The organism is Gimesia aquarii (assembly GCF_007748195.1).
GTDB lineage: Bacteria > Planctomycetota > Planctomycetia > Planctomycetales > Planctomycetaceae > Gimesia > Gimesia aquarii.
Genome location: NZ_CP037920.1, coordinates 4959254 through 4984799, shown reverse-complemented (window position 1 = coordinate 4984799; position 25546 = coordinate 4959254). Strand labels below are relative to the sequence as shown.

General features: G+C 40.8%; 23 protein-coding genes (1 of these 23 only partly in view). 16 read left to right on the top strand and 7 right to left on the bottom strand.

Annotation, left to right across the window (positions count from 1 at the left end):
- Together V144x_RS19300 and V144x_RS19295 are read right to left on the bottom strand one after the other, a co-directional pair.
- A protein-coding gene (locus V144x_RS19300) for a ZIP family metal transporter (RefSeq protein ID WP_144987212.1) crosses the window boundary here: on the bottom strand, window positions 1-411 show its 5' portion. 384 nt of this gene lie to the left of the window's left edge; only the first 411 of its 795 coding nucleotides appear in the window; it begins with the start codon at window positions 409-411; its stop codon lies beyond the left edge, outside the window.
- A gap of 58 nt (window positions 412-469) precedes the next feature.
- Window positions 470-766, bottom strand: coding sequence for a hypothetical protein (locus tag V144x_RS19295; protein ID WP_144987210.1), 297 nt, complete (start codon window positions 764-766; stop codon window positions 470-472).
- Window positions 767-1069: 303 nt separating this feature from the next.
- On the opposite strand from V144x_RS19295, the gene V144x_RS19290 reads away from it, so the two are divergent.
- Both V144x_RS19290 and V144x_RS19285 read left to right on the top strand, forming a co-directional pair.
- Window positions 1070-2698, top strand: coding sequence for a sodium:solute symporter family transporter (locus tag V144x_RS19290; protein ID WP_144987208.1), 1629 nt, complete (start codon window positions 1070-1072; stop codon window positions 2696-2698).
- 41 nt (window positions 2699-2739) lie between these two features.
- A complete protein-coding gene (locus tag V144x_RS19285) occupies window positions 2740-3471 on the top strand; it encodes a creatininase family protein (RefSeq protein ID WP_197998523.1) in 732 nt (243 codons plus the stop codon).
- Window positions 3472-3505: 34 nt separating this feature from the next.
- Here the strand turns inward: V144x_RS19285 and V144x_RS19280 are convergent, their stop codons facing one another.
- The 3 genes from V144x_RS19280 to V144x_RS19270 form a co-directional block, all read right to left on the bottom strand.
- On the bottom strand, window positions 3506-4300 hold the full coding sequence (locus V144x_RS19280; protein WP_144987205.1) for a formyltransferase family protein: 795 nt from the start codon (window positions 4298-4300) through the stop codon (window positions 3506-3508).
- Window positions 4297-5238 carry a polysaccharide deacetylase family protein gene (locus tag V144x_RS19275; protein WP_144987203.1) on the bottom strand — a complete coding sequence of 314 codons (942 nt, stop codon included), beginning with the start codon at window positions 5236-5238 and terminating at the stop codon, window positions 4297-4299. Before V144x_RS19275 ends, V144x_RS19280 begins: the two co-directional genes overlap by 4 nt.
- Window positions 5239-5321: 83 nt before the next feature.
- Window positions 5322-6584, bottom strand: coding sequence for a hypothetical protein (locus tag V144x_RS19270; RefSeq protein WP_144987201.1), 1263 nt, complete (start codon window positions 6582-6584; stop codon window positions 5322-5324).
- A 632-nt stretch (window positions 6585-7216) separates the two neighbouring features.
- Between V144x_RS19270 and asnB the strand changes: the two genes are divergently transcribed.
- Together asnB and V144x_RS19260 are read left to right on the top strand one after the other, a co-directional pair.
- Window positions 7217-9055: an asparagine synthase (glutamine-hydrolyzing) gene (asnB, locus tag V144x_RS19265; protein WP_144987199.1), complete on the top strand. Its 1839-nt coding sequence runs from the start codon at window positions 7217-7219 to the stop codon at window positions 9053-9055.
- A 46-nt stretch (window positions 9056-9101) separates the two neighbouring features.
- Window positions 9102-9791, top strand: coding sequence for a sugar transferase (locus V144x_RS19260; RefSeq protein WP_144987197.1), 690 nt, complete (start codon window positions 9102-9104; stop codon window positions 9789-9791).
- 19 nt (window positions 9792-9810) lie between these two features.
- Here the strand turns inward: V144x_RS19260 and V144x_RS19255 are convergent, their stop codons facing one another.
- On the bottom strand, window positions 9811-10911 hold the full coding sequence (locus V144x_RS19255) for a hypothetical protein (protein ID WP_144987195.1): 1101 nt from the start codon (window positions 10909-10911) through the stop codon (window positions 9811-9813).
- Window positions 10912-11512: 601 nt separating this feature from the next.
- Here V144x_RS19255 and V144x_RS19250 point away from each other — a divergent pair.
- From V144x_RS19250 to V144x_RS19195, 12 genes are all read left to right on the top strand, one after another.
- Entirely contained in the window at window positions 11513-12832 is a 1320-nt protein-coding gene (locus V144x_RS19250; RefSeq protein ID WP_144987193.1) for an O-antigen ligase family protein, read from the top strand.
- Window positions 12833-13065: 233 nt separating this feature from the next.
- Window positions 13066-13794 (top strand): acylneuraminate cytidylyltransferase family protein, encoded by a 729-nt coding sequence (locus tag V144x_RS19245; RefSeq protein WP_144987191.1) that lies wholly within the window; start codon window positions 13066-13068, stop codon window positions 13792-13794.
- A 47-nt stretch (window positions 13795-13841) separates the two neighbouring features.
- On the top strand, window positions 13842-14996 hold the full coding sequence (locus tag V144x_RS19240; protein WP_144987190.1) for a LegC family aminotransferase: 1155 nt from the start codon (window positions 13842-13844) through the stop codon (window positions 14994-14996).
- Window positions 14993-15631 (top strand): NeuD/PglB/VioB family sugar acetyltransferase, encoded by a 639-nt coding sequence (locus V144x_RS19235; protein WP_144987188.1) that lies wholly within the window; start codon window positions 14993-14995, stop codon window positions 15629-15631. Before V144x_RS19240 ends, V144x_RS19235 begins: the two co-directional genes overlap by 4 nt.
- On the top strand, window positions 15628-16638 hold the full coding sequence (gene neuB / locus V144x_RS19230; protein WP_144987186.1) for an N-acetylneuraminate synthase: 1011 nt from the start codon (window positions 15628-15630) through the stop codon (window positions 16636-16638). Before V144x_RS19235 ends, neuB begins: the two co-directional genes overlap by 4 nt.
- Complete coding sequence (neuC, locus tag V144x_RS19225) at window positions 16635-17822, top strand: UDP-N-acetylglucosamine 2-epimerase (RefSeq protein ID WP_144987184.1); 1188 nt, start codon at window positions 16635-16637, stop codon at window positions 17820-17822. Before neuB ends, neuC begins: the two co-directional genes overlap by 4 nt.
- A gap of 81 nt (window positions 17823-17903) precedes the next feature.
- Window positions 17904-19028: a nucleotidyltransferase family protein gene (locus V144x_RS19220; protein WP_197998522.1), complete on the top strand. Its 1125-nt coding sequence runs from the start codon at window positions 17904-17906 to the stop codon at window positions 19026-19028.
- Window positions 19029-19067: 39 nt separating this feature from the next.
- Window positions 19068-20069 (top strand): SDR family NAD(P)-dependent oxidoreductase, encoded by a 1002-nt coding sequence (locus V144x_RS19215; RefSeq protein ID WP_144987181.1) that lies wholly within the window; start codon window positions 19068-19070, stop codon window positions 20067-20069.
- 118 nt (window positions 20070-20187) lie between these two features.
- Window positions 20188-21702, top strand: coding sequence for a murein biosynthesis integral membrane protein MurJ (gene murJ / locus V144x_RS19210; RefSeq protein WP_144987179.1), 1515 nt, complete (start codon window positions 20188-20190; stop codon window positions 21700-21702).
- Between the two features lies 1 nt (window position 21703).
- Entirely contained in the window at window positions 21704-22537 is an 834-nt protein-coding gene (locus tag V144x_RS19205; protein ID WP_144987177.1) for an aldolase/citrate lyase family protein, read from the top strand.
- Between the two features lie 73 nt (window positions 22538-22610).
- Window positions 22611-23555 (top strand): UDP-glucuronic acid decarboxylase family protein, encoded by a 945-nt coding sequence (locus V144x_RS19200; protein ID WP_144987175.1) that lies wholly within the window; start codon window positions 22611-22613, stop codon window positions 23553-23555.
- On the top strand, window positions 23552-24574 hold the full coding sequence (locus V144x_RS19195) for an SDR family NAD(P)-dependent oxidoreductase (protein WP_144987173.1): 1023 nt from the start codon (window positions 23552-23554) through the stop codon (window positions 24572-24574). The genes V144x_RS19200 and V144x_RS19195 overlap by 4 nt, the downstream gene beginning before the upstream one ends.
- A 62-nt stretch (window positions 24575-24636) precedes the next feature.
- Here the strand turns inward: V144x_RS19195 and V144x_RS19190 are convergent, their stop codons facing one another.
- Window positions 24637-25458 (bottom strand): purine-nucleoside phosphorylase, encoded by an 822-nt coding sequence (locus V144x_RS19190; protein ID WP_144987171.1) that lies wholly within the window; start codon window positions 25456-25458, stop codon window positions 24637-24639.
- Window positions 25459-25546 lie beyond the last annotated feature (88 nt).

Sequence of the window (25546 nt, the reverse complement as noted above, 5' to 3'; positions counted from 1 at the left end):
ATCGCTCATCCCTAGCGTTGTGCCTAAAAAGAATGAGGGAAGTGCAATCATTGATGTCATGATCAACGGAATTCTCGCTGGCAAACGGTCGCTTTTTACCTTGATTCGTTCACACTCGATTGCATGTGTCGTCATGTGTTCCATAGCAAGCAAACCTAAAAAGGCGATAATGGCAATGACGGAACCGATTGGATAGTTCAAATCTGGAAGCTGTTGCCGAAAGATTTGAAATGCAGAAGGGAGTAACATCGTTAATGAAAGTGCAAGAAAAACACCAGACGAAAATGCTTCCCCTTGCGGAAATCCACCATTTGTGCGAACTTGTTCTGGTTTCGCAAAAGGAAAATATCCACCAACAAGGGCAATAAGAAGGATCGAAAAAAGATAAGTCCATTGAATTGTTGTCAACATAGGTAGGCCGAATAGATGGGAGTCAAGCTTAGTTAGTCAGCAGGGGAAAACGACTATATTATTCTGAATCATCTTCGAATGAATTTAACATTTTTTCAATGGCTCCACTGGCTTTAACTTCTTCAAAAGTTTTACGAAATGTTTTCTTGGATTCAGGATCAAGATCGGGAGCATGCCCATGCTCCAGTATGTAGTTGCGCATCGATTCCAATGTTGCCTGGTCAAAATAATGATCGGTCATCGCCAGTGAGATGATCATTTCATCGTCTGTACGAGGTCTTGCCTGACATTGATCGCAGGGGACAAATGAGCCAAATTTCAAATGGCCACATTGGAAGCAGACTGCCGTCGTCATAACATATCTTTCTGATAATTACTGTCACTGAATTCTCGAAAATTGCTTCGCTATTACGTTTGATTTTGAAGTGCTGGGCTGATTGTAGCAAACTTTGCCCAGAAAATACTGAAGAATTATAGCGTTTGCTTTTTATATCGGTAGATTTTGATATTATGAATATCATTCGGTCTTATTTCCAAAAGTGATCTTTTTTTGATTTACAGGATAGATCGAAATGTCTACTGACCTTCTTTTGAGTTCACATCATACAACGAGATCTCTCGTTGTTGACTTTTGAATGATTTCAGAACTGATTGCAAGATGCATTTGCTTGATTACGGCGTGATTTTAGCCTATTTACTAGTCTCGGTGGGACTCGGTATCTATTTTGGTCGTAACCAATCACGTAAAGAGTTTTTCGCTGCAGGAAAGTCTATGGGTTGGCTTCCTGTAGGTTTGAGTGTGATGGCGACGTTATTTTCGTCTAACAGCTTTGTCATGTACCCTTCCATTGCTTACGGAAGTGGGCTGCGAATCTGTTTATTTCTAGTCTCTGTTTCCCTGATGGCGCCGTTGATTTTATGGGTCTTTATTCCTGTTTATTCCCGCTTGAATTGCCAGACGGCGTATGAGTATCTGGAACGTCGATTTCATGTTTCGGTGCGTTCTCTGGCTAGTGGATTGTTTGTTCTCTTACGTATTGGCTGGATGGCATCTGCCACATTTGCAGCTTCTGTGGTTTTGGCAAATGTAATGCAGGTCTCGCAAGTTTCTGTGATAGTTGTCCTGGGAATTGTTTCCATCTTCTACACAATGCTAGGTGGTTTGCGGGCTGTGATGTGGACTGATGTAATACAGTTTTTTATTTTCACCCTTACTATTATATTGACTCTCGGTTTGATTCTTAGTCAAACTGAACTGGGAGTTTCAGGCGTCATTTCGACTTATTTTGAAGGTCGAAGTAACTTGCTGGTTGATTTCACACCTTCTATGACGCTCGAGTACGGCAGTTGGGCTCTATTGATCGGGCTGTTTCTAGAAGCACTTTCCGCCTTTGGGGCAGATCAAGTGGCCGTGCAGAGATATATTGCCGCTCGATCTGAGAGGACATCACAGGTCGGTTTTATGATTAATGTGATTGGGATGTGGACTGTGGTTCCAGGGTTACTGGCAGTTGGGGTTGGCCTTTATACTCATTATCAGCAATTTCCAGAAGAGATGGTGACGGTGCTGGCGGCAGAACTCGACGGAGAGTTGCCTGATTGGAGAACGAAAGGCACAGATCATAGAAATAGAATGTCTGTTCCCGAGTATTACCAATCGTATCCTGAATATGTTGCCGAAGATATTCGGGCATTGAATCTGCAGGATCAGGCTTTGCCTCAATATGTAAGGTTGCATTTTCCTCCTGGAGTGGTGGGCTTGTTTTTAGTTGCGTTGATGGCCGCAGTGATGTCCAGTATTGATTCGGGTATCCATTCTGTTACTACAGCTTTGATGGTGGATTTTCGGGATCGCCATTTTGCGCATTGGAAACCGAAAAGTAATAAAATCGAAGTCTTGCAGGATCGTGCATTAGTCATTTTGATAGGTTTACTATCTGTCGTTTTGGCTTGCAACGTGAGTGAGATGGGAGATGTTTTCGCAATTGGAAAAAAAGTAACCGCCGGTTTTGGTGGTCCATTACTGGCATTGTTCATAATGGCTCTTTTTTTTAAACGTTCAACCACAGCAGGAGTCATGGTGGGAACTCTGGCGGGAGCTGTGATTACAATTGCATTGATGTATGGTGCTTCAGATTGGTTTTCTGTCTGGTTTTGGCCGATCGGATTCGGTTTGACTATGGGGATAAGCTTATTCGTCAGTTTCCTGACAGGAGCTGAGCATCAAGATTCGGAGGCAGAACCACTTACTTTTTGGACTGTAATTCAAGGTCGACACAAAAAATAGTACAGATATAAGAGAGTGATTGTCAGATGAAGTATATGGAAATGACTGCAGTTGAACTCAAGAATGTTTCTCGCGATGAGACGCTTGTTGTTTTGCCAATTGCCGCTGTGGAACAACACGGTCCTCATATGCCAACTGGTACAGATACAATCATCACTACCGCAGTAGCTGAGCAAGTGGAACAGAAACTCAAAGAATCCGTATTATTATTACCTACACTCTGGCTTGGTGCCAGCCAGCATCATTTGAGGTGGGGCGCGACTTTGACTTCACGTGTCGAAAACTATGAAACTCTGCTCTGTGAAATATGTGAGTCGCTGTTGGATGATGGTTTCCGTCGTGTGTTGATCTTAAACGGACATGGAGGAAATATTGGTCCCATGCAAATTTCTTTAAGACGGCTTCAGGTAAATTATCAAAACTGTCAATTAATGGCGGCGTCTTACTGGTCTATCGCAGAAAAAGAGATTGCCTCCTTAATGGATGGCGAATGCAAAACTGTTGGTCATGCCTGCGAGGCAGAAACCTCTTTGATCATGCACCTCCGTCCGGAATTGGTACACAAAGCAAAAATTGAAAACTTTGATGACTACGCTTTGGATGTGGTCGATGGGGTCTATCTCTGCAATGACATGTACCAGCGTACGCAAAAGGGGGCAACAGGTCGTCCCGATCTGGCATCTGCTGAAAAAGGTGAAAAGATGCTCCCATTGATTGTGGGACAAGTATCGCATGTGTTTTCTGAACTCCTTGGGACCACTTTTTTTGAGTAGTGACTTAATTCTCGGGAGTTGCCTACAATTCAGATTAACCAAGATAAGGGTGCAGAAATTTGGACAAATCCCGCGATTGCAAAGATTGAAGTACCTCTTCTGATGTAGGCGCGGTTTTCAAATAATGGGATGCGACTTCATCTGTGAAGTCACTGTTTCGAGTGTATTTGAGTTCCTGAGATTTATCTTGAGTGACGGGAGCAAAATCGAAAATCGTACCTGATTTCAAATGGCTGAGTAATCCCTCATGAGCTGCCTTTACGGCTTGCATCCCCAGCACAAACGGTGTGATTTTTTGTGGCTTTGGTAATGCGTGGAATAACATCGGGCCAGAGTCCAGACCTTTTGTCAGAAGATGAATTGTTGCTCCCACATAATCGGGATTTCCCTCCTGGACTGCCCAGAAATTACAGCTGCTTCCACGATAGTATGGTGATGCCCCCATATGGATGTTTAAAGCCTTCTGATTTACCAGGAAATTACAAAGGTTTCCTTTAATGAAACTACTCCCAAATACTATGTAGTAATCGCTTTCTAGAGCAGGCTTTAACGCATCCTGTTCTAATCGGTTCAGGTCGCCGAGCTTCATCGACAGTGATTTGACATTCAGTGGAGAAAACCGAGGCCGTCCGAAAATCTCCTTTTCTGCATTTAAAACATGACTGAAGTATTCTTGCATGACTTCAGACCGTTTGAAGAAGTCAGCGACTTGACCTGGAAAAATTGTGTTACATTCCTGGATTGCATAAACTTCATCTGCAATCGAAGCGAGTGACTCAATCAAGGAAAGGTGCCGAGGCTGATTGCTGGTGAAAACAGTGATTTTCATGCTGCAATTCTCTCCATGATATTAGCGTGGTCTTCTCGGGGAAATTCCAGATTCGTTAAAGGATGTTCTTTCATGTTTGATCTGAAACCAATTTTGATTTCAAGGTCATTCAAAATTTCGATCGTATCATTATTATATGAGTTACAGGGATGCGACATCGACACTGATGCTGAGTTTAGTAACTGATTTAACGTATCATAATTCGTTTCGTATTCATTTCGCTGGCCTTTCGCGGCTAAAGAGGCCAGTGCTGTGGGATGAGTATGAGAGTGCAGACCAACAATATGGTTTTTAGAATGCAATTCAAATACTTGTTGTTTATTCATCCACAAATCACTCGAAAAACTTTGTATATTAATTTTCCGCTTGCGAATCATGAGGTCCTGAATTTCATTGTATGCTTTGACTCCTAATGCCATATCTCTCACGAAACGAAATCGCTTGTCTTCATTTGTATAGAAGGGGAATTGACTAAGGTATTCATCCGCAGAAAAGTCTTTTAATGATTCTTCAACGGTTTTCTGGTATTGTGATGAAGCGACTGTTTGAAAAAAACTTTCATAGAAGTCATCAATATTATCAAAACAGACTGTTCTGAATTTTCGATAGATTTCAAGATTTTCCGTACCGCCTGTGATGACAGAAGAATAGACAAACCAGAAAGCACTCAAGTCAAATGATTCCAGAACCGGTAGTGCAATTTCATACTGGCATAGTAGTGCATCATCAAAAGTCAGACAGACGTCGTTTGGGGAAAGTGAGCCTTGAACAGCTTTCTCTAACCATTCTCTAGCCTGTAAAATATGATGGTTTTGTTGATAGTGCTCTATGATTTGTGCAAGATCATCCTGAGAAATGGAGCCTTGCCCTTTGATATGTTTTTCATCATAAAAATGATGAAACATAATTCCATGTGGTCGTGTGTTTGAAGTTTTCAAGCGATACCTGCAATAATGTTTGCTATGTTATGAAATTCTGTTTCTTGAAGGCTGATGATTTAATAGTGAGGTTGCATTTTTTCTCATGCTGCTTTCATTGCTTTCTTGTTCTTTAGAGCTTGAATCACAACGTTTGCAATGCGTATGTGAGATTGGCCATCACAGTTCCAGGCTTCGCGAATTGCTTTTCCGCGTTGGTGCTGTGTTTCAGTTGATTCTTTTTTCAGCTGTGAAAGTGCGTTGATTCCTTCATCAATGGTGATTGAGAAACTGCCCCAGTCAAAGAGATGTAAGGGAATGCCATGAGTTGGGTAATCGTGATTTGAATGAAACAAGGCAACTTGCCGACCGAGTAAAGCCGCCTCTACAGAGACTGTTGATTTATGGGTGATTAATGCATCACAAGATTCAATTGTGAGAGGCAAGGGAGTATTTTCATTCAGAAAAGATGCCTTCCCCAAACGTTTTATTACATTTTCTGCCAGACTACGATCACCATTTGGGTGGGGCCTTACCGCAACCTTCAATGAAGGTCTCTGAGGTAAGACTTTTTCCAGACTACTGACAATCATCTCTTCGTGTTGATCCCAATTGGGCTTCATCGCATATAGTGCCAGAAGATCTTCAGGTTCAACTTGATGTTGAATCCGCCAAAACGATTCAGGTTGACTTTTTTTGAGGGAGAATTCATGAACCCATTCGAAGTTCGGATTTCCGGTAACAACGAGGTTTTCTTTTTTTAAACCGCGATCTACCAGGATTGAGACAGCCTGTTTGAAAGGGACGCAAACATTGTCCGCCGGAATGTCGTTATACGGTTGTAGTCCAAAGAGATCAAGGACCCCAACTGAGGGAATGCCACGTTCAGCAGCAACATGAATTGATGCTAGTTCTGCTCTGGGAGAGTTTGTTGTTAAAAGCACGTCTGGTTGAATTTGATCAAAAAAACGACGAATCGGATTGAGAGGTAAAAACGCTTGTCGCCCTTTTTGCTCAAATGCAAGCTCTGCGCCACGAATACCAAGCTGGTCTTCCAGGTCTACGTAGGAGAGACCCAAGTAGGAAATGGATTCCTTAAGGGAATTCACTTTATTTCCCTGATGCATTTCGGTCGCCAACCTTTTTCCATGTGCTAGGGCTTGGGTATCTTCAGGTCGAATGATGTCTTGGAAGCCTAATGGATCAAATCCGGCATTTCGCAATGGAGTGGCGGCAGTTGTCAGCCCAAGCACATGAACCTCGTAACCCAGTGATACGAGGTGTTTGAGAACAGGAATCAGCATGAGAACGTGTCCACCTCCATAGCAGACCGCCAGGACACGATTCAATTTTTTGTTGGGGAGCATGATGAGTGATTCTGTAAAATTCGTTGATATTTAAAATTCAGAACGTTTCTCATTAAAACATCGCAGATTAACTGAGATATTTGAGATTCTGTCAAGATGAAACCTACCAGAACTTACTCAACAAAACTCGAGGGAGTCCGCAGTTTAGATTCCCAACTCGTAATGATCTTAAAATGCGAAAATCAACGCAATTTGTCGTTTGTCATAGGACGAGCCTGTTTACTGGTCTACTGTAGTATCTTCAGGGTAATTTAGTTCGAGAATGAAAGTGTTGAAGTTGCTATAGTTAAATTGGCAGCGCTTTATAAATAAACAAAAGGAAATTTCAAGAAACTAAGGTAGTGTGATAAAAGAAAAAATCTGTCTTTCTAAACATTTGAGTATATTTTTGATCAGTTGGGCTGAGTTTTTAATGAAGCAGTAGATTTATTTCTCTATTTGCCAGAAATTGATCTTCCTAAAAAACCCCACAATATTGAAAATGCCCGACTTCAAGTTCAGGAGAATCAGAATTAATCGGAAAGCAGTTCGTTTTACTGGAGGCTGGTATGCGAAATTTTGCGGGCAGCTACATCGCTTTTATGTTTTTGTGATCTGAACACGGCTGTTCTAAGGGGACGGAAGGATTCGTAATGTGTGGTATTATTGGTGGGTATGATCGTGAAAATCGTCCCTTTGGCACTGCATTAGCAGAACAGGCTTGTGAAAGGATACTCCACCGAGGTCCCGATGATCAGGGATTTTATGAAACAGATGGTATGTTGATTGGAAACCGGCGTCTTTCCATTTTGGATCTCTCTGGCGGACATCAACCCATGTTTTCTGATGATCAACAAATCATAGTGGTTCAGAATGGAGAAATTTATAATTTTAAGGAATTAGCAGAGGGGCTTTCTTGTCGAACTAGCTGCGACACTGAGGTGATTTTAAGGCTTTATGAGCGTGATGGGGAAAATTTTGTAAACCAACTAAACGGTATGTTTGCGATCGCGATTATAGATCGACGTAATCAATCACTATTACTGTTTCGTGACCGAATCGGACAAAAACCTCTCTATTTGTATGATGATGGGAAGCGATTCTTGTTTGCTTCAGAGATAAAATCTCTTTTCGCAATGGGCGTTAAAGCAGAAATGAATTGGGAAGGACTTGATGCTTATCTTACTTACAATTTTGTGCCTCCTCCTATTACTCTCTTTAAAAACATTCATCATTTGATGCCAGGGCATATGCTGAAGATCACCCCACAGGGTTCATTGTTGCAGCAATGGTGGAACCTGGCAGAAAAGCCTATCGAATCTCGTACAGAAGATTCTTGGTGCGAAGAAATTGTTGATACATTGCAAGCAGCTGTCAAGATTCGATTGCGATCAGATGTTCCATTAGGAGCCTTTCTATCGGGGGGAATCGATAGTTCGTCTGTCGTTTCTCTAATGAGCAGAGAACTGCCAAATCCAGTTCAAACTTTTTGTATTGGTTTTGATGATCCTCGATTTGATGAATCAAAATATGCACGAGAAGTTTCAGATCTTTGTAATACGCGTCACACATGTGAGATTATGAATCCAAATCTCATTGCAACTTGGCCTTTGACTGGATATCACAATGATCAGCCACATGGAGATGTCTCATTTATGCCTACTTATTGGGTAAGCCATCTTGCGCGGCAGTCAGTAAAAGTGGTTTTGACTGGGGATGGGGGAGATGAATTATTTGCAGGTTATGATGTTCATCGAAATTTCTTTGCAAATCGGAATTTAATGATACCGCGCGAGGATCTAGAAACGGATTACATAAAAGCAATTAGCTTAATGCAGCCCGAAGCTAAGAGTTTATTGTATTCTGCTGAAGCGAAAAGCAAGTTGGGTAAAGTTGATGCTTCTATTTATGCTACTTCTCATCTTAAGGAGTTTCGTCACTTAGATCCGATAAATCAAGCAATGGCTTTGGACATAAGGTTATTGTTACCGGGAAATAACTTAGTGAAACCCGATAAAATGGCAATGGCTGTTTCTCTTGAACCTCGAGCCCCATATTTAGATTATCGAATGGTCGATTTGGCATTTCGAATTCCTGGTTTATTAAAAATTCGTAATGGTGTGACGAAATCGATTTTGAAGAAAGCTTGTGAGAAAATTCTTCCCCAAAATATTATCTATCGTAAAAAACAAATGTTTACAGTTCCAATTGGAGAATGGTTTAAGCATGAATTATCCCCGTTTGTCAATGAGGTTTTGTGTTCATCTCGATCTTTAGAACGAGGCTTGTTCCGCCCTGAGAGAGTTCGTGAGATGATTCAAGAGCATCAATCGAATCAAGTCAATCATACTCGTGCAATTCGTGCGCTATTAGCGTTTGAGCTTTGGCAACGAACATTTATTGATGAAACTTTTGACCACGCGCCCACTTATTCAGAGTTAGGAATCAATAGTCCTACTGATTTTCAAACAGATATGAAAAAATCTGCTTAAGAAAGAATATTTTTTATGATCAATTTTATTTATAAAAGTGCTATTCATGGATGACTTAAACCTCTCGCAAGAATCAATCTATACAAAAAAAACAGAAACAGGAAGCCCGCATTTTGACCCTCAATTAATCAAAGAAAATCAAAGGCTTTTTGGGTTATCTGAAAATAAAGGATACTTTCTGAAACGTCCATTTGATTTATTGTTAAGTTTGATAGCCATTTTGATCTTATCTCCTGTTTTTCTAGTGATTGCGTTAATTATAAAGAAAACATCGCCCGGTCCTGTCTTTTATAAACAAGAACGACTTGGAGTGAATGAAAAGCCATTTGTGATTTTGAAATTCAGATCGATGAGATCTGATTCCGAAGAAACAGGACCAAAGTTTACTAAGAAAAATGACTTAAGAATCACAAAAATAGGAAAGCTTATTCGAAAAACGAGCTTGGATGAGCTTCCACAATTAATCAATATCTTACGGGGAGAGATGAGTTTAATAGGCCCACGTCCCTATGTCGGATTTGAACTAGCAGACGTCTCAAAAGTGGACCGACAGATACGAGCGAGTGTTAGACCGGGGATCTCAGGTCTTTCTCAAGTTTCGGGTAGAAGCCAGCTTTCTCAAGAAGCCACTATTTCATATGACCTGATGTATGCAGAAAAGTGTAGTCTTAAGCTAGATCTAAGCATTATGTTGAAGACGATCCAAAGAGTGTTATCTTGTGAAGGCACTAATTAAGCAAGCTTCGAATTCTGTGTTATGTTTTATTCAGTGTTGTAGCTTGATAGCCATCAAAAAAGTGCCTTCTAATGCTTCTGAATTGACTCGATAAAATGGCTAGCATGATGATGGCCGGAATAAACGCCATCATGAGTATGGAATAAGCAAAAGATGATAAGAGTAAGATTAGGGTCATGCAATATGTTGTAAATAATAGCTGTGGTTTGTGGGAGAATTGGCCTCGGTAGATATAGATGAAACTGACTAACAGAACCACAAAACCAACATGCAAGATTTTTAAAAGTAAGTGTTTTTCAATTTCAGGTTCTGCTGGTGGAAGGGGCATGTGATTGATAAATAATTCTAAGAAATCCCTGAGCCAACTCAAGGTCCCGTGTTGTGTCATAGCAAGGATGCCAGTTCCCCCTTCTCCGAAGAACAAAATGTTTTTGTGTATCAGGCTGCATATGATTGGAGTATAGCATAGGAATAGGGTCAACACGTAGAGTGCAAAGAAGGTATAGACCGTAGTCCTTTTTTTAAAGGCGTGCTTAAGAAACACTAACATGAGAGAGACCGCAAGAAAATAGAATGAGATGGCTACTCCGCTGCTAATCGAAGAGAGAAAAAGTGCGAGTGAAATCAAGGATAATGAGATGAGAGATTTCTTATAATCACTTTCTTTTTCCCAGAGGAAAGCACTATAGATTAATAAGGAATACGCACAAAAGCCAAATATTAACCTACCATTCATAAACAAAGAGAGTAATGCAATAAAGAGAAAGATCATCAACTTGATTGTCCAGATATCTTTTACTTTCTGGAAAAGTGCAATCGCGTTGGCAAGCGTAATTGAGATGATGACACACATCATTACAACAGTTAAAGAAAAAATCTTATTGGGGTCTGCGTGAAGTAAGTTTGCTATCGGGTAGATCGGAGATACTAATAAAAATCGCATCCCATGTGGATGAAAGTAGATTGTTGTGAAATTGAGTTCTACACCTTGATTGCGCAAAAATTCAATTTGGGGCCATATTTGAAACTCCTTTACACCAAAGATAATGAGTAACAAATAAGTAGACAGGACTCCAAGAAATAATAATTTGACTAAATGGTTCGTTGATTGGGGGGGCATTGGTAGTCTCTCTGGACCAAAGAATTTAGCACAACTGACTTGAAGTAGTTGTTGAAAGGAGGATTTCTAAGTTTTGAGGATATGATTCTTTAGTTATCACAGGCAAAGATGAAGAAGTGATAGTAATGAGAGGAGTAAAATTATTCTAAAAGATCTTTTTAGGCCTGTAAAGATAAATCGAATTCGATAGGGTAGGCAGTTTTGTTCAAAATTCACTATATAATAGGGGGAAAGTGCTTCCGAAAACAAAGAGTGGGGTAAAGACCTCAAGAAAAAAACGGTCCAGGTTGGATGTTATCTCGATAGGAAAGAAGACTTTTAAAAGTATGGCAATGTAAATCCATTTAGCTAATGTTATTGTGTTTTTGATTTTTTTGTGTAGTGTTCGTGGTTTAGAGCCTCATTGGTAGTTTTAACAATGATTTTTTCGCAGTATGCCGCTACTTGGCTTCATTGGAAAATTAGTATCGCAATATATCTAAATTCATGCTATTGAAGCCTTGAATATATGTAGTAGTTCTTTCTATTTGGTGGGCACAAACGACTTTTGACCTTTATTTACAATACATTTAGGTAAAGTTGTCAAACTGGATCTAACACAATGCACATTTTTGAGGGTAATTTGAGGCAATCTGGTCCTCAATATTTGATGAATTTGAATCGGTCGCGATTTAAAGAGCAAGCTTGCCAAACGGGAATTTTACTCTCAATCGCAACGGGATTTGCAATCCCTGTTTCAACAACATTGACATCGATTTTGAGCTTTGGAGTGCTTCTCTGTTGGGTTATATCAGGGCAGTATTTAGTTTCATTTGAGATACTCAAAAAATATCGAGTTTCAGCAGCATCAGCAGTATTCTTTAGTTTTCTTATGCTTGGTCTTTTTTACACGCCGGAATCATTTTCGATTGCTGCCCGAAATTTATTTAAATACCGACAGTTTATTTTGATTCCGATTTATCTCTCTTTTTTTCTTGATCCCAAAGCACGTCGCTATGGAATTCAGATGTTTGAAGTGGCGATGGTGATTACTTTGATCGGGTCAATTTACTATTCATTTTGGCCTCTCATTGGGATGGATGATCCATTTATAAATCGGTCTATTTTTAAAAATCGAATTACCCAGAATATCCTCATGGCATTTCTGGTATATCTAGCTGCTTGGAAGTTTCTAGAAAAACCAAGGCGGCGCTGGCCCTATGCCATATTAGTGCTCGTGGCAACGTTTAATATCATTGCGTTGGTTCCAGGCCGATCTGGCTACCTTGCTATGGTAATTCTTGTTTGTGTGTTAATGTGCCAGAAGTTTGGTTTTAAAGGCCTTATTCCTGCAGCTATTTGTATTGGAGGAATCGGGCTTCTTGCATACAGTCAGTCACAAATATTTAAGGATCGCATTAATCAAGCCATTTCAGAGGTTAATGAATATAACGCGTCTAAAATAAGACATAGAGGTGTTGATCTGAGAATTGAGTTTTATGAAAACAGTTTGTATTTGGCGAAGTCAAGTCCAATATTTGGCTCAGGTATAGGTAGTTTTAATTTAAAATATCAGCAACTAATGCAGGAAAGAAAGCAAATCTCTACTGCGAATCCTCATAACGAATATATTATGCTCCTTGTTCAAAATGGGGGCATTGGTGTCTGTCTCTTTTTGGGTTTCTTTTGGATTTGTTGGCGTACTACACGATCTATGACTGGTTTAGATCAGGCTCTTGGTCAAGCGATACTTGCCGTGTATTTTGTAGTCTGTATGGTAAATTCTTTGATGTTAGATACAACAGAAGGAAATCTGTTTGGTTATTTAGTGGGAGTTACATTTGCTGGAGGGATATCTTGTGTTGGGCAGAACGCAGATTCTCAACTTCCAGAGCCGTCTGATAAGGAAATAATGCAACCAATTATGCGAGATGCAGCCTGATTTTGTGGTTTTTTGCATAGTATAATCTTTGGGGTTTGCAATCGCTGACGTTTTCAATTCATAAAGTGCTAGTGTGATTTATTTTTGTTCAACCTTTACACAAAAATCTGTTTTAAATAGTATTCGTAACCTTAATACTGGAAGCAGTTTTTGATTGTTTTGCACATCATATTATTTTCTGCATGAATATCTTATTTCGATTCAACTTGAGACAATGAAGAAGGAGGCTATGGATGGCCGGTGTGGTTGGGTTGATCACAGCACGAGGTGGCTCGAAAGGAGTACCTCAAAAAAATATAAAAATATTAGCTGGGAAGCCATTGATTGCTTGGACGATTGAGGCTGCATTACAGAGCCAGGAACTAGATCGCGTGATCGTTTCTACTGACGATAAGCAGATTGCGTCAATCTCACGGCAATATGGAGCCGAAGTACCCTTCATTCGTCCTCTCAAATTGGCTTTGGATGATTCGAGTCATGTCGATGTTGTATTGCATGCCATTGAGTGGCTGGCTGAACAAGAGCAATATGAGACTGAATATGTGACATTACTTCAACCAACTTCTCCCTTTCGTATCGCTGCTGATATCGATGGAGCAATCAACTTTGCTAGAGAAAAAAAAGCGAAAGCAGTCATTGGTATGATGGAAGCTCCCAGTCATCCTGTCTGTTTAAGGGGAATGAATGAAGAGGGCTTATTATTAGAACTTTTTCCAGAAAAGGAAGAGTCGGCGCTTCGCAGGCAGGTGCTGGCTGATGTGTATGCATTTAATGGGGCTCTTTATGTAGTCAGGCCAGATGCGATCAAAGAAGATAAAACATTTCGTCCTATTAATGAAACGTATGGGTACAAGATGCCAACTAAGAGATCTTGGGAAATCGATACGGAATGGGAATTTCTCATTGCCAGTCTGTTGATGGAAAACCAGATTCAAACAGACTCCCTACGTAAGACAGCTTAGCAATTTTTTCTGGAATGATTCGACCTTTCTCGATTTGAGTTGTGCAAATGATGCGCGAGTTAATTCCATTATCGATACCAAGTATTTCTGGGAATGAATGGAAATATGTGAAGGAGTGCCTTGATACGGGGTGGGTTTCTTCTGTTGGATCGTATGTAGATCAATTTGAGCAAAGTGTCAGTGAATATGTCGGTACAGAGTTCGGAGTGGCGACGGTGAATGGAACCGCTGCACTTCATCTTAGTCTGCTAGCTTGTGGTGTTCGACCTAATGATGAAGTGATCGCACCATCATTCACATTCATTGCTCCTGTGAACGCCATAAAGTACTGTGGTGCTTTTCCTGTTTTTATAGGATCAGATCCTGCTACTTTGGGATTAGACGTTAATAAAGTAAATGATTTCCTGTCCCAAGAGTGCGTTTTACGAAATGGTGAATTGTATAACAGGCAAAGTGGTCGAAAGGTTAGCGCTATCTTACCAGTGCACATTTTTGGTCATCCGGTAGATATGGCACCTTTGAATGAAATTGCAGGACGGTATGGTCTTCCGATTATCGAAGATGCCTCAGAGAGTCTGGGTTCTGAGTACAGGGGAAGGAAGACAGGCTCGCTATCTACCATCGGTTGTTTTTCGTTTAATGGTAACAAAATTATCACCTGTGGTGGCGGTGGAATGGTCACTACAAATGACGAGTCTCTGGCAAATCGAATACATCATTTAAGTACACAGGCAAACAAAAAGCCCTTTGAGTATGAGCATGATGAGATCGGCTTCAATTATCGTTTGACGAATATTCAAGCTGCCTTAGGAGTAGCACAGTTAGAGCAGCTTGATTCATTCGTTGAAATCAAGAGAAAAAATGCAACTTGCTATCGTGAACTATTGGCGACACTACCAAATGTAAAGTTGGCTTGGGAAGAACCATGGGCCAAAAGTAATTTTTGGCTTTGCACTTTAATGGTTTCATCCGAAGACCGTAATTCTTTAATGGATTATTTACTTTCACAAAATATCCAAGTACGTCCGGCATGGAAGCTAATGCATAATTTATCCATGTATCAGGACTGTCAGGTTTATAAGATGGAAGAGACAATGGCCGAATTTGAAAAATGTATTTCGATTCCCTCCAGTGTTCAACTTACCGTTGATGATATTCAATACGTGGTTGATCGCATTAAAGTGTATTTTGATCAAAAATGAATGAAACATCGAATGCGATCATACTTCTAGGTGGAGGTGGACATGCAAAAGTCCTCATTGATCTGATTACGGAAAGAGGTGAGTATAAAATTGTCGGAATTCTTGACCCGAAGATGGAACGTGGAACACACCTGAAAGGGATTGATGTTCTGGGGGCAGATGATGCATTATCTGAACTACGTGATCAAGGCATAAAAAATGTTGCGATTGCAGTCGGAAGCACTAAATGTAATTTATTAAGAAAAACGCTATTTGACCGGAGCCGAGAATTAGATTTCCAGATACCCGCGCTAATTCATCCTAACTCAATCTGCTCATCTGATATTTCATTGTCTGATGGCGTGCAGATTATGGCAGGTGCCATTATTCAAACAGATTCAATATTGGGGGAAGGAACTGTTGTTAACACGGGAGCACAAGTAGATCACGATTGTCAAATTGGAAGCCATGTTTTTCTCAGTCCAGGGGTTGTACTCAGTGGAGGAGTGGTTGTAGGAAACAACGCTTTTGTTGGAGCAGGGGCTATTGTGATTCAGGGAGTGAAAGTAGGCGATAATGCAATAATAGCAGCCGGAGCTGTAGTCATACAGGATGTTAAAGATGGTGCATTAGTCAAAGGAGTGCCAGCAAGATGAGTGTATTTGTAATTGCAGAAGCAGGAGTGAACCACAACGGGTGTGTGGAGACTGCGAAAAAAATGATCGATGCTGCTACAGAGGCGGGGGCAGATGCGATCAAGTTTCAAACATTCAAGACCGAAAAGCTTGTTTGCAAATCTGCTCCACAAGCGGAATACCAGCAAAGAAATAATTTAACGGACGAGGAAAATTCGACTCAATTTAGTCTGTTAAAAAAATTGGAAATCGATCAGGAAGCGCACCAGGAGCTTTTTGACTACTGCAAATTAGCAGGAATTGTTTTCATCTCAACGCCATTCGATTTAGAAAGTGTTGATTTACTCAAGTCACTCGGTTTAAAAATTATCAAGGTGCCTTCAGGTGAAATTACAAATTATCCCTACTTGAAAAAAGTGGGTAAAACGTTTGATCAAGTAGTGCTTTCAACAGGAATGGCCAACTTGGGAGAGATTGAAGATGCATTGGAAATCTTGATTGAGAGTGGTGTCGATCGAAGTAATATCACTGTATTGCACTGTAATACAGAATATCCAACTCCCATACAGGATGTAAACTTGCGGGCCATGTTAACGATCAAGAATGCTTTTGGTGTGAATGTTGGCTATTCGGATCATACATTGGGAATTGAAGTTTCCATTGCTGCTACTGCATTGGGGGCCACTGTGATTGAAAAGCATTTCACGCTCGACAAGAATATGGAAGGTCCTGACCATTCTGCCTCTTTGGAACCAGATGAGCTGATGATGTTGGTTCGGGGGATCAGAAATACGGAAAATTCATTAGGTAGTCCGATCAAAAAGCCATCGGCTTCTGAATCAAAAAATAAGCCAATTGTACGTAAAAGTATAATTGCAGCACGTGCAATCAAAAAAGGAGAGTCATTTACGGAACGTAATCTCTGTGTTAAACGCCCGGGCACAGGTATCAGTCCGATGAACTGGGATAAGGTGATTAACCAGATCGCGAAGAGAGATTTCCTTGAAGACGAAATAATCGATCTATGAAAAAAAACGTCTGTCTGGTAACTGGCTCTAGAGCGGAGTATGGTTTATTAAGACCTCTAATTGACGAGATTATTTCTGAAGCAACTCTAACACTTCAGCTTCTTGTGACAGGTTCCCATTTATCACCTGAATTCGGTCTCACTTTTCAGGAGATCGAACGTGATGGATATGAGATTGACGAGAAAGTAGAAGTTGTAATGAGCTCCGATACTCCGATTGGGATCTGTAAATCGATGGGGCTGGGGCTGATTAGTTTTTCTGAAGCATATGCTCGTCTTCAGCCTGATTTGATTATCGTTTTAGGGGATCGATATGAGATATTCAGCGCTGTTTCTGCTGCACATATCAGCCGTATTCCAGTTGCCCATCTTCACGGTGGTGAGGTGACTGAAGGAGCCTTTGATGATGCATTACGTCATTCTATCACAAAAATGAGTCAGTATCATTTTACTTCTACCGAGGTCTATCGAAAAAGGGTCATCCAATTAGGAGAAAACCCAGATCGTGTCTTTAATGTTGGCGCAATCGGTTTAGATAATATCTCACGTCTGGAGCTGTTGTCGAAAGAAGAGTTCGAGAAGAGTATCGGGCTGAAGCTGAGTCGCCATAACTTATTATGTACATTTCATCCCGTTACACTTGAAAAGAACTCTTCAGTCCAACAGATCCAAAGTCTACTTAATGTTCTGGAAAAGTTGGATGAGACAAATATTATTTTTACTAAAACAAACGCCGATACAGATGGTCGTATGATCAATCAGTTAATTGATGAGTTTGTAAGTAAAGATGTAACTCGCTATAAATCATTTGTGAGTTTAGGGCAATTACGGTATTTGTCGGCGATGCAATATGTAGATGCTGTGATTGGAAATTCTTCGAGTGGTATTATTGAAGCACCCAGCTTTGGAATTGCTACGGTCAATATTGGTAATCGCCAGAAAGGCAGAATCAAGTCTGAACTGATAATCGACTGTGAGCCAACTGAAACCGGTATAGCTGTAGCTCTGAAAACATTGTATTCTCCCAAAATTGAGAAGTTGCTGAAAAATGCGACGAATCCTTATGGGGACGGTCAGACATCAGCCAGGATCGTAAAAATACTTAAGAAATGCGATGTCAATGTAACGACACAAAAAAAATTTTATGATCTCGACAACGGTTTGAAAGAAGCAAATCTAGATTGAGTAAAGATTTAGAGATTACTTAATTAAAACTGGGGAATTGCATGGTCATTTACCTAGAAGAGCAAGCCAGGGATGGACTCAATGGAAAAGTGCTTGATTAATGAATCTGTGGATGTGAGAGCGGCGATTCTAGCAATCGAATTAGGCCAAAAAGGGATTGCCGTCGTCATTGATGCAAACGGATGTTTGCAGGGGGTGGTTACTGATGGCGATGTGCGTCGAGGCTTACTTGCTGGATTAAAGTTAGATGAGCCCATAACAACCATCATGAATCGCAAGCCGACTAAGGCAGAGCGTAAAATGTCTCAATCTTCGATTATTGAACTATTGCAGCAAGGAGAATTAGAAGCACTCCCTTTAGTCGATTCAAATAATTGTGTGGTCGACGTCATTTTACTAACTGACTTAACACAAAGAAACGATACTGAAAAGGCAGATGGTTTTAGCTGTGCATTAATTATGGCGGGTGGCGAAGGTCGTAGGTTGTTGCCACTCACAGAGAATCTCCCCAAACCTTTAGTCGAGGTAGGGGGGATGCCACTTATTGAAAGACAAGTTCGTCGAGTAGCCAATGCAGGTATGGATAAGGTATACATTGCGGTAAATTACCTTGCAGAAATGATTGAATCACACTTAGGCGATGGAAGTCAGTTTGGAGTTGAGATTCAATATTTGCATGAGCAGCAGAAGCTGGGCACGGCCGGAGCGATCTCCTTAATTCAAGAGACACTTGATGGTCCGTTATTGTTAATGAATGGAGATGTTTTTACATCGATTAATTTTCGATACTTGCTTGATTTCCATTATACACATCAACCATTTATGACAGTTGCTGCCATCGATTATCACATTGAGATTCCCTATGGTGTAATCAAAACAGAAGGTGCCTATGCACAATATCTAGAAGAGAAGCCATCGCAACATTTTTTGTGTAATGCAGGGATCTATGCAATCTCCCCGGAAGCAGTGTGTCGAGTGCCCAAAAATTGTCCGTATAACATGACAGATTTAATTGAGTTGAGTATTTCTGAAAATTCTGGTGTCGTAGTATTTCCAGTGCATGAGTATTGGTCAGACATAGGGACTCATGACGAATTAAACAAAGCGCGTACAGAACTAAAAATCGTCAAAGAAACTTTGGGTGATTTAGAAGAGTTTGACGAAGCAGCAGTGAATATTGAACTAAATCATAGAAGAGCCGCTTAATCTTTTTCAACCATCCTTTTTGAACAAGAAAAAATTAGAATGTCTGAGTCATTAGCTGGTAAACAAACGCTGGTTACCGGAGCAGATGGTTTTATCGGGAGTCATCTAGTTGAACAACTTGTACAAAGCGGAGCTAAGGTTCGAGCACTTGTCTATTATAATTCGTGGAATCAGATTGGATGGCTGAATGATGTTTCCCAGGAAGTTCGGCAATCTATAGAAATCATTCAAGGAGACATTCGTGATGTCGAACGAATTAATGGTGCGGTTGAAGGTTGTGAATACATATTTCATTTATCCAGCCTTATTGCAATTCCTTATAGTTATGTTGCCTCACGTTCTTATGTAGACACAAATGTGACGGGAGCCTTGAATGTATTACAGGCAAGTCGAAATTCAGATTGCTTGACGAGGTTAGTGCATGTTTCAACTTCAGAAGTCTATGGAACTGCACAACATGTACCCATAGATGAAAATCATCCTTTAGTTGGTCAGTCACCTTACTCAGCCAGTAAAATTGGAGCCGACAAGATGGCAGAGAGTTTTTATCTCTCTTTTGGATTGCCAATTGTTACCGCCAGGCCGTTTAATACATATGGACCAAGACAGACGGCTCGCGCAGTTATTCCCACTATCGCAAGTCAATTACAGGCAGGTTGTACAGTATTAAAATTAGGTGCATTAACACCAACACGCGACTTTAACTTTGCGACAGATACCGCCGCTGGCATGATTGCACTGGCGTTATGCAAACAGTCCGAAGGGGAGGTGGTCAATATTGGTAGCGGCGAAGAGTGGTCTATTGAAGAAACTGCTAAAATACTGATGGAAGTGACTGGATGCGAAGTTCCCATTATCTGTGATGAGGATCGAGTTCGACCAGAAAAAAGTGAGGTCAATCGTCTGTTAGCTGACAACACCAAAATTCATCAATTAACCGGTTGGAAAAGCCAGGTCTCATTCAAAAGTGGCTTAGCGAAGACTGCTGAGTGGGTTGGACGTAATATTCATTTTTTCAATGAAGAACGTTATACAATTTAACATAGCATGGTATTGAAGAGACAACTCCGAAGGATTGGAAAATCTTTATGCAACGGATTGAGCGGACTTTGACATTATTTGAGGAACCTTCTCAGATTTCAGGAAGGGTTTAGATCAAATGATGGGGAGGTCACTTTCACTAGCCGCAATGTTAGTTGCCGTCGCGATATTGTTGGGGCGATTGACTGGCTTATTTCGTGTGTTGGGGCTTGCTTCTGTGTTGGGAGTATCACACGCGAACGATCTTGCGATACTCATAATATCCGTCCCTGATATTTTAAATGCGATGTTAATCGGTGGTGCTATGGCTGCCGTACTAGTTCCTGAAATGCATCGGAGAAGTCAAAATATTTCTGAACAGAACGCCAATCAACTGATAGTTCAATCCTTCTTTATTGTAGCTCTGGTGTCCAGTCTGTTCGCACTTGTCTTGGCGATTTGTTCACCGTGGTTTACTCAGCTATTAGCGTCTGGGTTTACACCTTCACAGATTGATGAAGCTAGTAAACTGATTTTGATTGTTTTATTCGCTTTTCCTATTTGTGCTGTTACCGCGGTCACCGCAGCTGCCTTGCAAGGGCATCACAAACCATTGATTCCAGCATTTGGCAATTTATTTTTTAATGTCATCTTGCTAGTGGCAATTTTTTTCTGGGTGACACCTGAAAGTATCTCAGTCGTCGCATGGGCTGTTGTTCTGGCCGTTTCATTTCGATTATTAACACAGATAATAAGCTGTTTTGTAGCTGGAACGTTTCATGGTGGATTTCGATCGTTAATGCAATTCTCTACTTTGAGCCGGAGCCTATTCCTGAAATATTTCCATGCACTGACTGCAATTGGGGTTGTCGTTGCATTTCCAGTTGTCTCACGTTCTTTTGCTTCAGCATTTGAAGGCGGGATCAGTCTGTTTGAGTATGCACTCAAGCTGGTTGAACTGCCACGTGGATTGTTAGGGGCTGCACTGACAATGGTAATATTTCCACGGTTAAGTCGCATTTTTTCTGAACGAGACTCAGCCGAAGCTGCAAAATTAATCAGCCAGGTAGCGGGGCTAATCGTCTTAGTAACAATTCCAGTTACTGTTGCCGTTTATGGTTGTGCAGAACCAGTTGTTTCTCTACTTTTTAAAAGAGGCTTATTCACGGCAGAAGATGTTGCCAATACTGCAAAGTTATTGCAAATTGCTATCATTGCGATGCCAGCATTGATACTGTCGATTCTCACAATGAATGTGTTTTATGCAAGACATGAAACACTAGTACCATTCAAGATTAGCATTATATTATTGAGTTGTCTGATATTGCTTTCTCTGGTTTTAAGAGACTCAATGGGAGTTTCTGGAGTCATGCTTGCTTTTGTTATTACGAGCTGGATTCACTTTTTAGCTTTGACAATTTCATTGCATGTAAAATTAAATGTTTCTGTTATTGATGGCGTCAAGCTTAAGCACTGTACTGCTTTAATCCTTCTAACATTATTGGGGATTTCATTTTCAGCAATGATGGTCAAGTTTATTTCAGAGCCATTTTTACTGATTATTTCTTCTGTACTTCTAGGACTGGTCTGTTTCGGAGCTGCCTTATTAATTCTGAAAAATCATCTGCCTCATTTTCGAAGGAGGCTTTTGTAAAATGAAGTATTTATTTATCACAGATTGTCCAGAAATTGCTAAATATGTCGATCAATGTGGAGTCGACCGGATTTTCGTTGACTTGGAAGTGTTTGGTAAAGTTGAACGTCAGGGAGACCGAGACACGGTGATATCTCGGCATCGCTTGGAAAATATTTCCAGAGTCAAAGCAGCTGTGAATCAAGCAGAAGTCTTGGTACGGCTCAATCCTCTTAATCCTGATTCAGTTGAAGAAATTGAAAATATATTAGATCAGGGAGCAGATTGTTTAATGCTTCCCATGTTTCAGTCTGTTGAGGAAATAGACTGGTTTTGTCAACGCGTAAATCAACGTGCCTCCGTTGTTCCATTAGTTGAAACGGTGGGAGCTATGAAAGGTCTGGCTGAAATTGTTCGGGTTCCCGGTGTGAGTCAGGTCCATTTTGGTTTGAATGATTTACATCTCGATTTAGAACTTAATTTCATGTTCGAACTGATGTCAAATGGCATGGTTGAGAAAATGGCTGAGATATGTCGAAACGCCAATATGCCGTTTGGAGTGGGGGGGATTTCGACAATGAATCAAGGGCTTGTATCGGGGAAATTGGTTTTGGGTGAACATGCAAGGCTGGGATCAGAGTGGGTCATTCTGTCTCGCTCGTTTCATCAACGAGCAACTAATTTATTAGAGCTAAAGGAAAGAATTAATCTTCCGAAAGAACTTCAGGAAGTCAACAAAATTTATAAGACGTTAATTGAGAGATCGGAATTCGAAGTCGAGCACGATAAGCAACTACTTTATCAAATAATCAATAATGTTGCACTGAATCTGCAGTCTAAAAGAACTGGTTCTTAATATCTAATGAGTATCTTAAATTACACCCAACATTAATTAAAAGTAATATATATCGAAGGACGAAAGACAACTGATGGATTCTGTATTAGTAACCGGTGGTGCTGGTTTTTTGGGAAGTCATCTCTGTGACCGGCTGGTTGAGAGAGGGAAGTATGTAATCTGTCTGGATAATTTCTTTACAGGAAGTAAACAAAATATCGTCCATTTGATGGGACATCCTCGATTTGAATTAATCAGGCACGACATTGTCCATCCGATTCATTTGGAAGTCAATGAAATTTATAATCTGGCTTGTCCAGCTTCACCAGTTGCGTATCAGTATAACCCGATTAAAACCATTAAAACCTCGACCGTAGGCATGGTAAACCTCTTAGGATTAGCAAAACGTTGTCAAGCCAAAGTATTACATGCTTCAACCTCTGAGGTTTATGGCGATCCTGAAGTACATCCGCAAGTTGAAGAGTATTGGGGGCATGTGAATCCTATTGGTCCACGAAGTTGTTACGATGAAGGAAAACGCATCGCCGAGTCGTTGTGTATGAATTATCATGAAGCACACCAAGTCCCAATTCGCATAGTGAGGATTTTCAATACATATGGGCCACGGATGGATCCCAATGATGGACGTGTGGTCTCAAATTTCATCAATCAGGCATTAAGGGGGCAGCCTCTTACGATTTATGGTGATGGAACACAAACTCGTTCGTTCTGCTATGTAGATGATTTGATCGATGGATTTTTGAAAATGATGGAACAAGATGAGACATCTGGTCCTATCAATCTGGGAAATCCTATTGAGAATAGTATGTTAGAGTTAGCAGAGTCTGTGCTTCAGATTGTTAAATCAAAGTCGAAGTTAGAATCTCGTCCTCTTCCGACTGATGATCCCAAAAAACGCTGTCCTGATATCACAAAAGCGAAAACGATTTTGAACTGGGAACCTCAAGTCTCTTTGCAGGAAGGGCTAACCAAGACAGTAGCCTACTATCAAGACTTAATGAATCAGGAAACATCATGAACCAAATTTTGGTGACAGGTGCAGCAGGGTTTATTGGGTTTCATGTCGCGTCCCGCCTTCTTTCTCAAGGGTACCATGTGGTTGGGATTGATAATTTGAACGCACATTATGACGTGCAATTAAAGCGTGACCGTCTCCAGGAATTACAACAGGAACAGGCATTTCAGTTTCTTGAGACTAATATTACTGATGTAAAATCAATATCACAGCTATTCCAGCAATTCACATTTGAAAAAGTGGTGCATCTGGCTGCAGAAGTGGGGGTACGAAACTCCCTGGAAAGGCCTTTGGATTATGTACAAAGTAATGTAGGAGGCTTTGTCAATCTTTTGGAATATTGTCGAGAAGCTCAGGTTAGGCATTTTGTTTACGCATCATCCAGTTCTGTCTACGGAGCGAATCGAAAGACGCCCTATTCCACAAGTGATCGTGTGGATCATCCCATCAGCATTTATGCGGCTACAAAACGAGCTGATGAATTAATTGCACATAGTTATAGCCATCTTTATGATTTACCGACAACAGGCTTGCGTTTTTTTACGGTGTATGGCCCGTGGGGACGACCTGATATGGCGGTCTTTCTTTTTACTAAAGCGATTCTTGAAGGCACACCCATTAAAGTATTTAATCACGGAAAATTGAAACGCGATTTTACTTATATCGATGATATTGTGACCGGTGTGGTGGGTGTGTTGGAAGATATTCCTAGTCGTCGACAAGAACTGTCAGTAAGTACCTGCGCTAATGAGAATATCGAGTCAGAAGCACCTTACAGGCTTTATAACATCGGAAATCATCAACCCATTGGTATCTCAGAATTGATTGATGTGATTGAGCAACGAGTTGGCAAGCAGGCGATTCGTGAAAACTATCCAATGCAACCAGGGGATGTTTTAGAAACCTACGCTGATATCTCTGAACTAAAACAGGCGATCCATTTTTCGCCATCAACTACAATTGAACAGGGAGTAAACCGATTTGTCGATTGGTATCTCTCTTATTATTCTAATCCAGATTGAGATTTGGTACATTCAGGACATTTGAGTCTGAGAGTCTGACTGGAAAAGCAAAGAATGATCATTTAGAGTTTTGAGATGATTTGAGGGATCAGGCGAGCTAATTTCTGGCCACCATCTGCTGCGACTTTCAAGATTTTGCTGATTTCCACTGGTTCGAGCGCATCAGGCAGACAGATATCTGTTACTACAGAAAGTCCCAAAACCTTCATTGAGGCATGGTTGGCCACAATGCATTCTGGGACGGTCGACATCCCAACACAATCGGCCCCCATTTGTCGCAGCATCCGGTATTCGGCGCGGGTTTCGAGGTTCGGCCCGGTTACTGCTACAAAAGATCCGGTTTGTGTACGAATCTTAAGTTCAAGAGCCATTTCTTCGGCTAACTTAATTAATCTCTGATCGTAAGGTTCACTCATATCCGGAAAACGAACTCCCAATCGATCATCATTGATACCTCGTAGCGGGTTGTCCCCCATTAAGTTGATTTGATCTTCAATGATCATAATATCAGCAAGTTGATAATTGGGATTCATGCCTCCCGCAGCGTTGGTAATGATCAGTGTCTCAACACCAAGCGCTTTCATTACTCTGACGGGAAACGTGACTTCTTTCATAGAGTAACCTTCGTAGTAATGAAAGCGACCTTCCATTGTGACGATGGTAGTCCCGTTGAGAGTTCCAAATACTAACTGACCGGCGTGTGATTCCACTGTTGAGTGGGGAAAGTGGGGGATCGTCTCATAATTGATTGAGATGTCTTGATTGATCTGTTGGCTTAAATCACCCAGTCCTGTACCCAGTATCAAACCGATTTGGGGATACTGTTTAATTTGTGGATTCAGAAATTCAACAGCATCATTAATTTTTTCGACCAATCCTTGCATACAATTATTTCTTTTCAATTTTAGAAGCTAAGCGGCATGTAGAAGCAAAGTGACTCAAGCCGCTCACGAGAGAATGAGTTGTATGAGA

Coding starts and splice junctions, on each gene's coding strand:
- V144x_RS19295 (WP_144987210.1), bottom strand. CDS start 766: ATGACGACGGCAGTCTGCTTCCAATGTGGCCATTTGAAATTTGGCTCA.
- V144x_RS19290 (WP_144987208.1), top strand. CDS start 1,070: ATGCATTTGCTTGATTACGGCGTGATTTTAGCCTATTTACTAGTCTCG.
- V144x_RS19285 (WP_197998523.1), top strand. CDS start 2,740: ATGACTGCAGTTGAACTCAAGAATGTTTCTCGCGATGAGACGCTTGTT.
- V144x_RS19280 (WP_144987205.1), bottom strand. CDS start 4,300: ATGAAAATCACTGTTTTCACCAGCAATCAGCCTCGGCACCTTTCCTTG.
- V144x_RS19270 (WP_144987201.1), bottom strand. CDS start 6,584: ATGCTCCCCAACAAAAAATTGAATCGTGTCCTGGCGGTCTGCTATGGA.
- asnB (WP_144987199.1), top strand. CDS start 7,217: ATGTGTGGTATTATTGGTGGGTATGATCGTGAAAATCGTCCCTTTGGC.
- V144x_RS19260 (WP_144987197.1), top strand. CDS start 9,102: ATGGATGACTTAAACCTCTCGCAAGAATCAATCTATACAAAAAAAACA.
- V144x_RS19255 (WP_144987195.1), bottom strand. CDS start 10,911: ATGCCCCCCCAATCAACGAACCATTTAGTCAAATTATTATTTCTTGGA.
- V144x_RS19250 (WP_144987193.1), top strand. CDS start 11,513: ATGCACATTTTTGAGGGTAATTTGAGGCAATCTGGTCCTCAATATTTG.
- V144x_RS19245 (WP_144987191.1), top strand. CDS start 13,066: ATGGCCGGTGTGGTTGGGTTGATCACAGCACGAGGTGGCTCGAAAGGA.
- V144x_RS19240 (WP_144987190.1), top strand. CDS start 13,842: ATGATGCGCGAGTTAATTCCATTATCGATACCAAGTATTTCTGGGAAT.
- V144x_RS19235 (WP_144987188.1), top strand. CDS start 14,993: ATGAATGAAACATCGAATGCGATCATACTTCTAGGTGGAGGTGGACAT.
- neuB (WP_144987186.1), top strand. CDS start 15,628: ATGAGTGTATTTGTAATTGCAGAAGCAGGAGTGAACCACAACGGGTGT.
- neuC (WP_144987184.1), top strand. CDS start 16,635: ATGAAAAAAAACGTCTGTCTGGTAACTGGCTCTAGAGCGGAGTATGGT.
- V144x_RS19220 (WP_197998522.1), top strand. CDS start 17,904: ATGGAAAAGTGCTTGATTAATGAATCTGTGGATGTGAGAGCGGCGATT.
- V144x_RS19215 (WP_144987181.1), top strand. CDS start 19,068: ATGTCTGAGTCATTAGCTGGTAAACAAACGCTGGTTACCGGAGCAGAT.
- murJ (WP_144987179.1), top strand. CDS start 20,188: ATGATGGGGAGGTCACTTTCACTAGCCGCAATGTTAGTTGCCGTCGCG.
- V144x_RS19205 (WP_144987177.1), top strand. CDS start 21,704: ATGAAGTATTTATTTATCACAGATTGTCCAGAAATTGCTAAATATGTC.
- V144x_RS19200 (WP_144987175.1), top strand. CDS start 22,611: ATGGATTCTGTATTAGTAACCGGTGGTGCTGGTTTTTTGGGAAGTCAT.
- V144x_RS19195 (WP_144987173.1), top strand. CDS start 23,552: ATGAACCAAATTTTGGTGACAGGTGCAGCAGGGTTTATTGGGTTTCAT.
- V144x_RS19190 (WP_144987171.1), bottom strand. CDS start 25,458: ATGCAAGGATTGGTCGAAAAAATTAATGATGCTGTTGAATTTCTGAAT.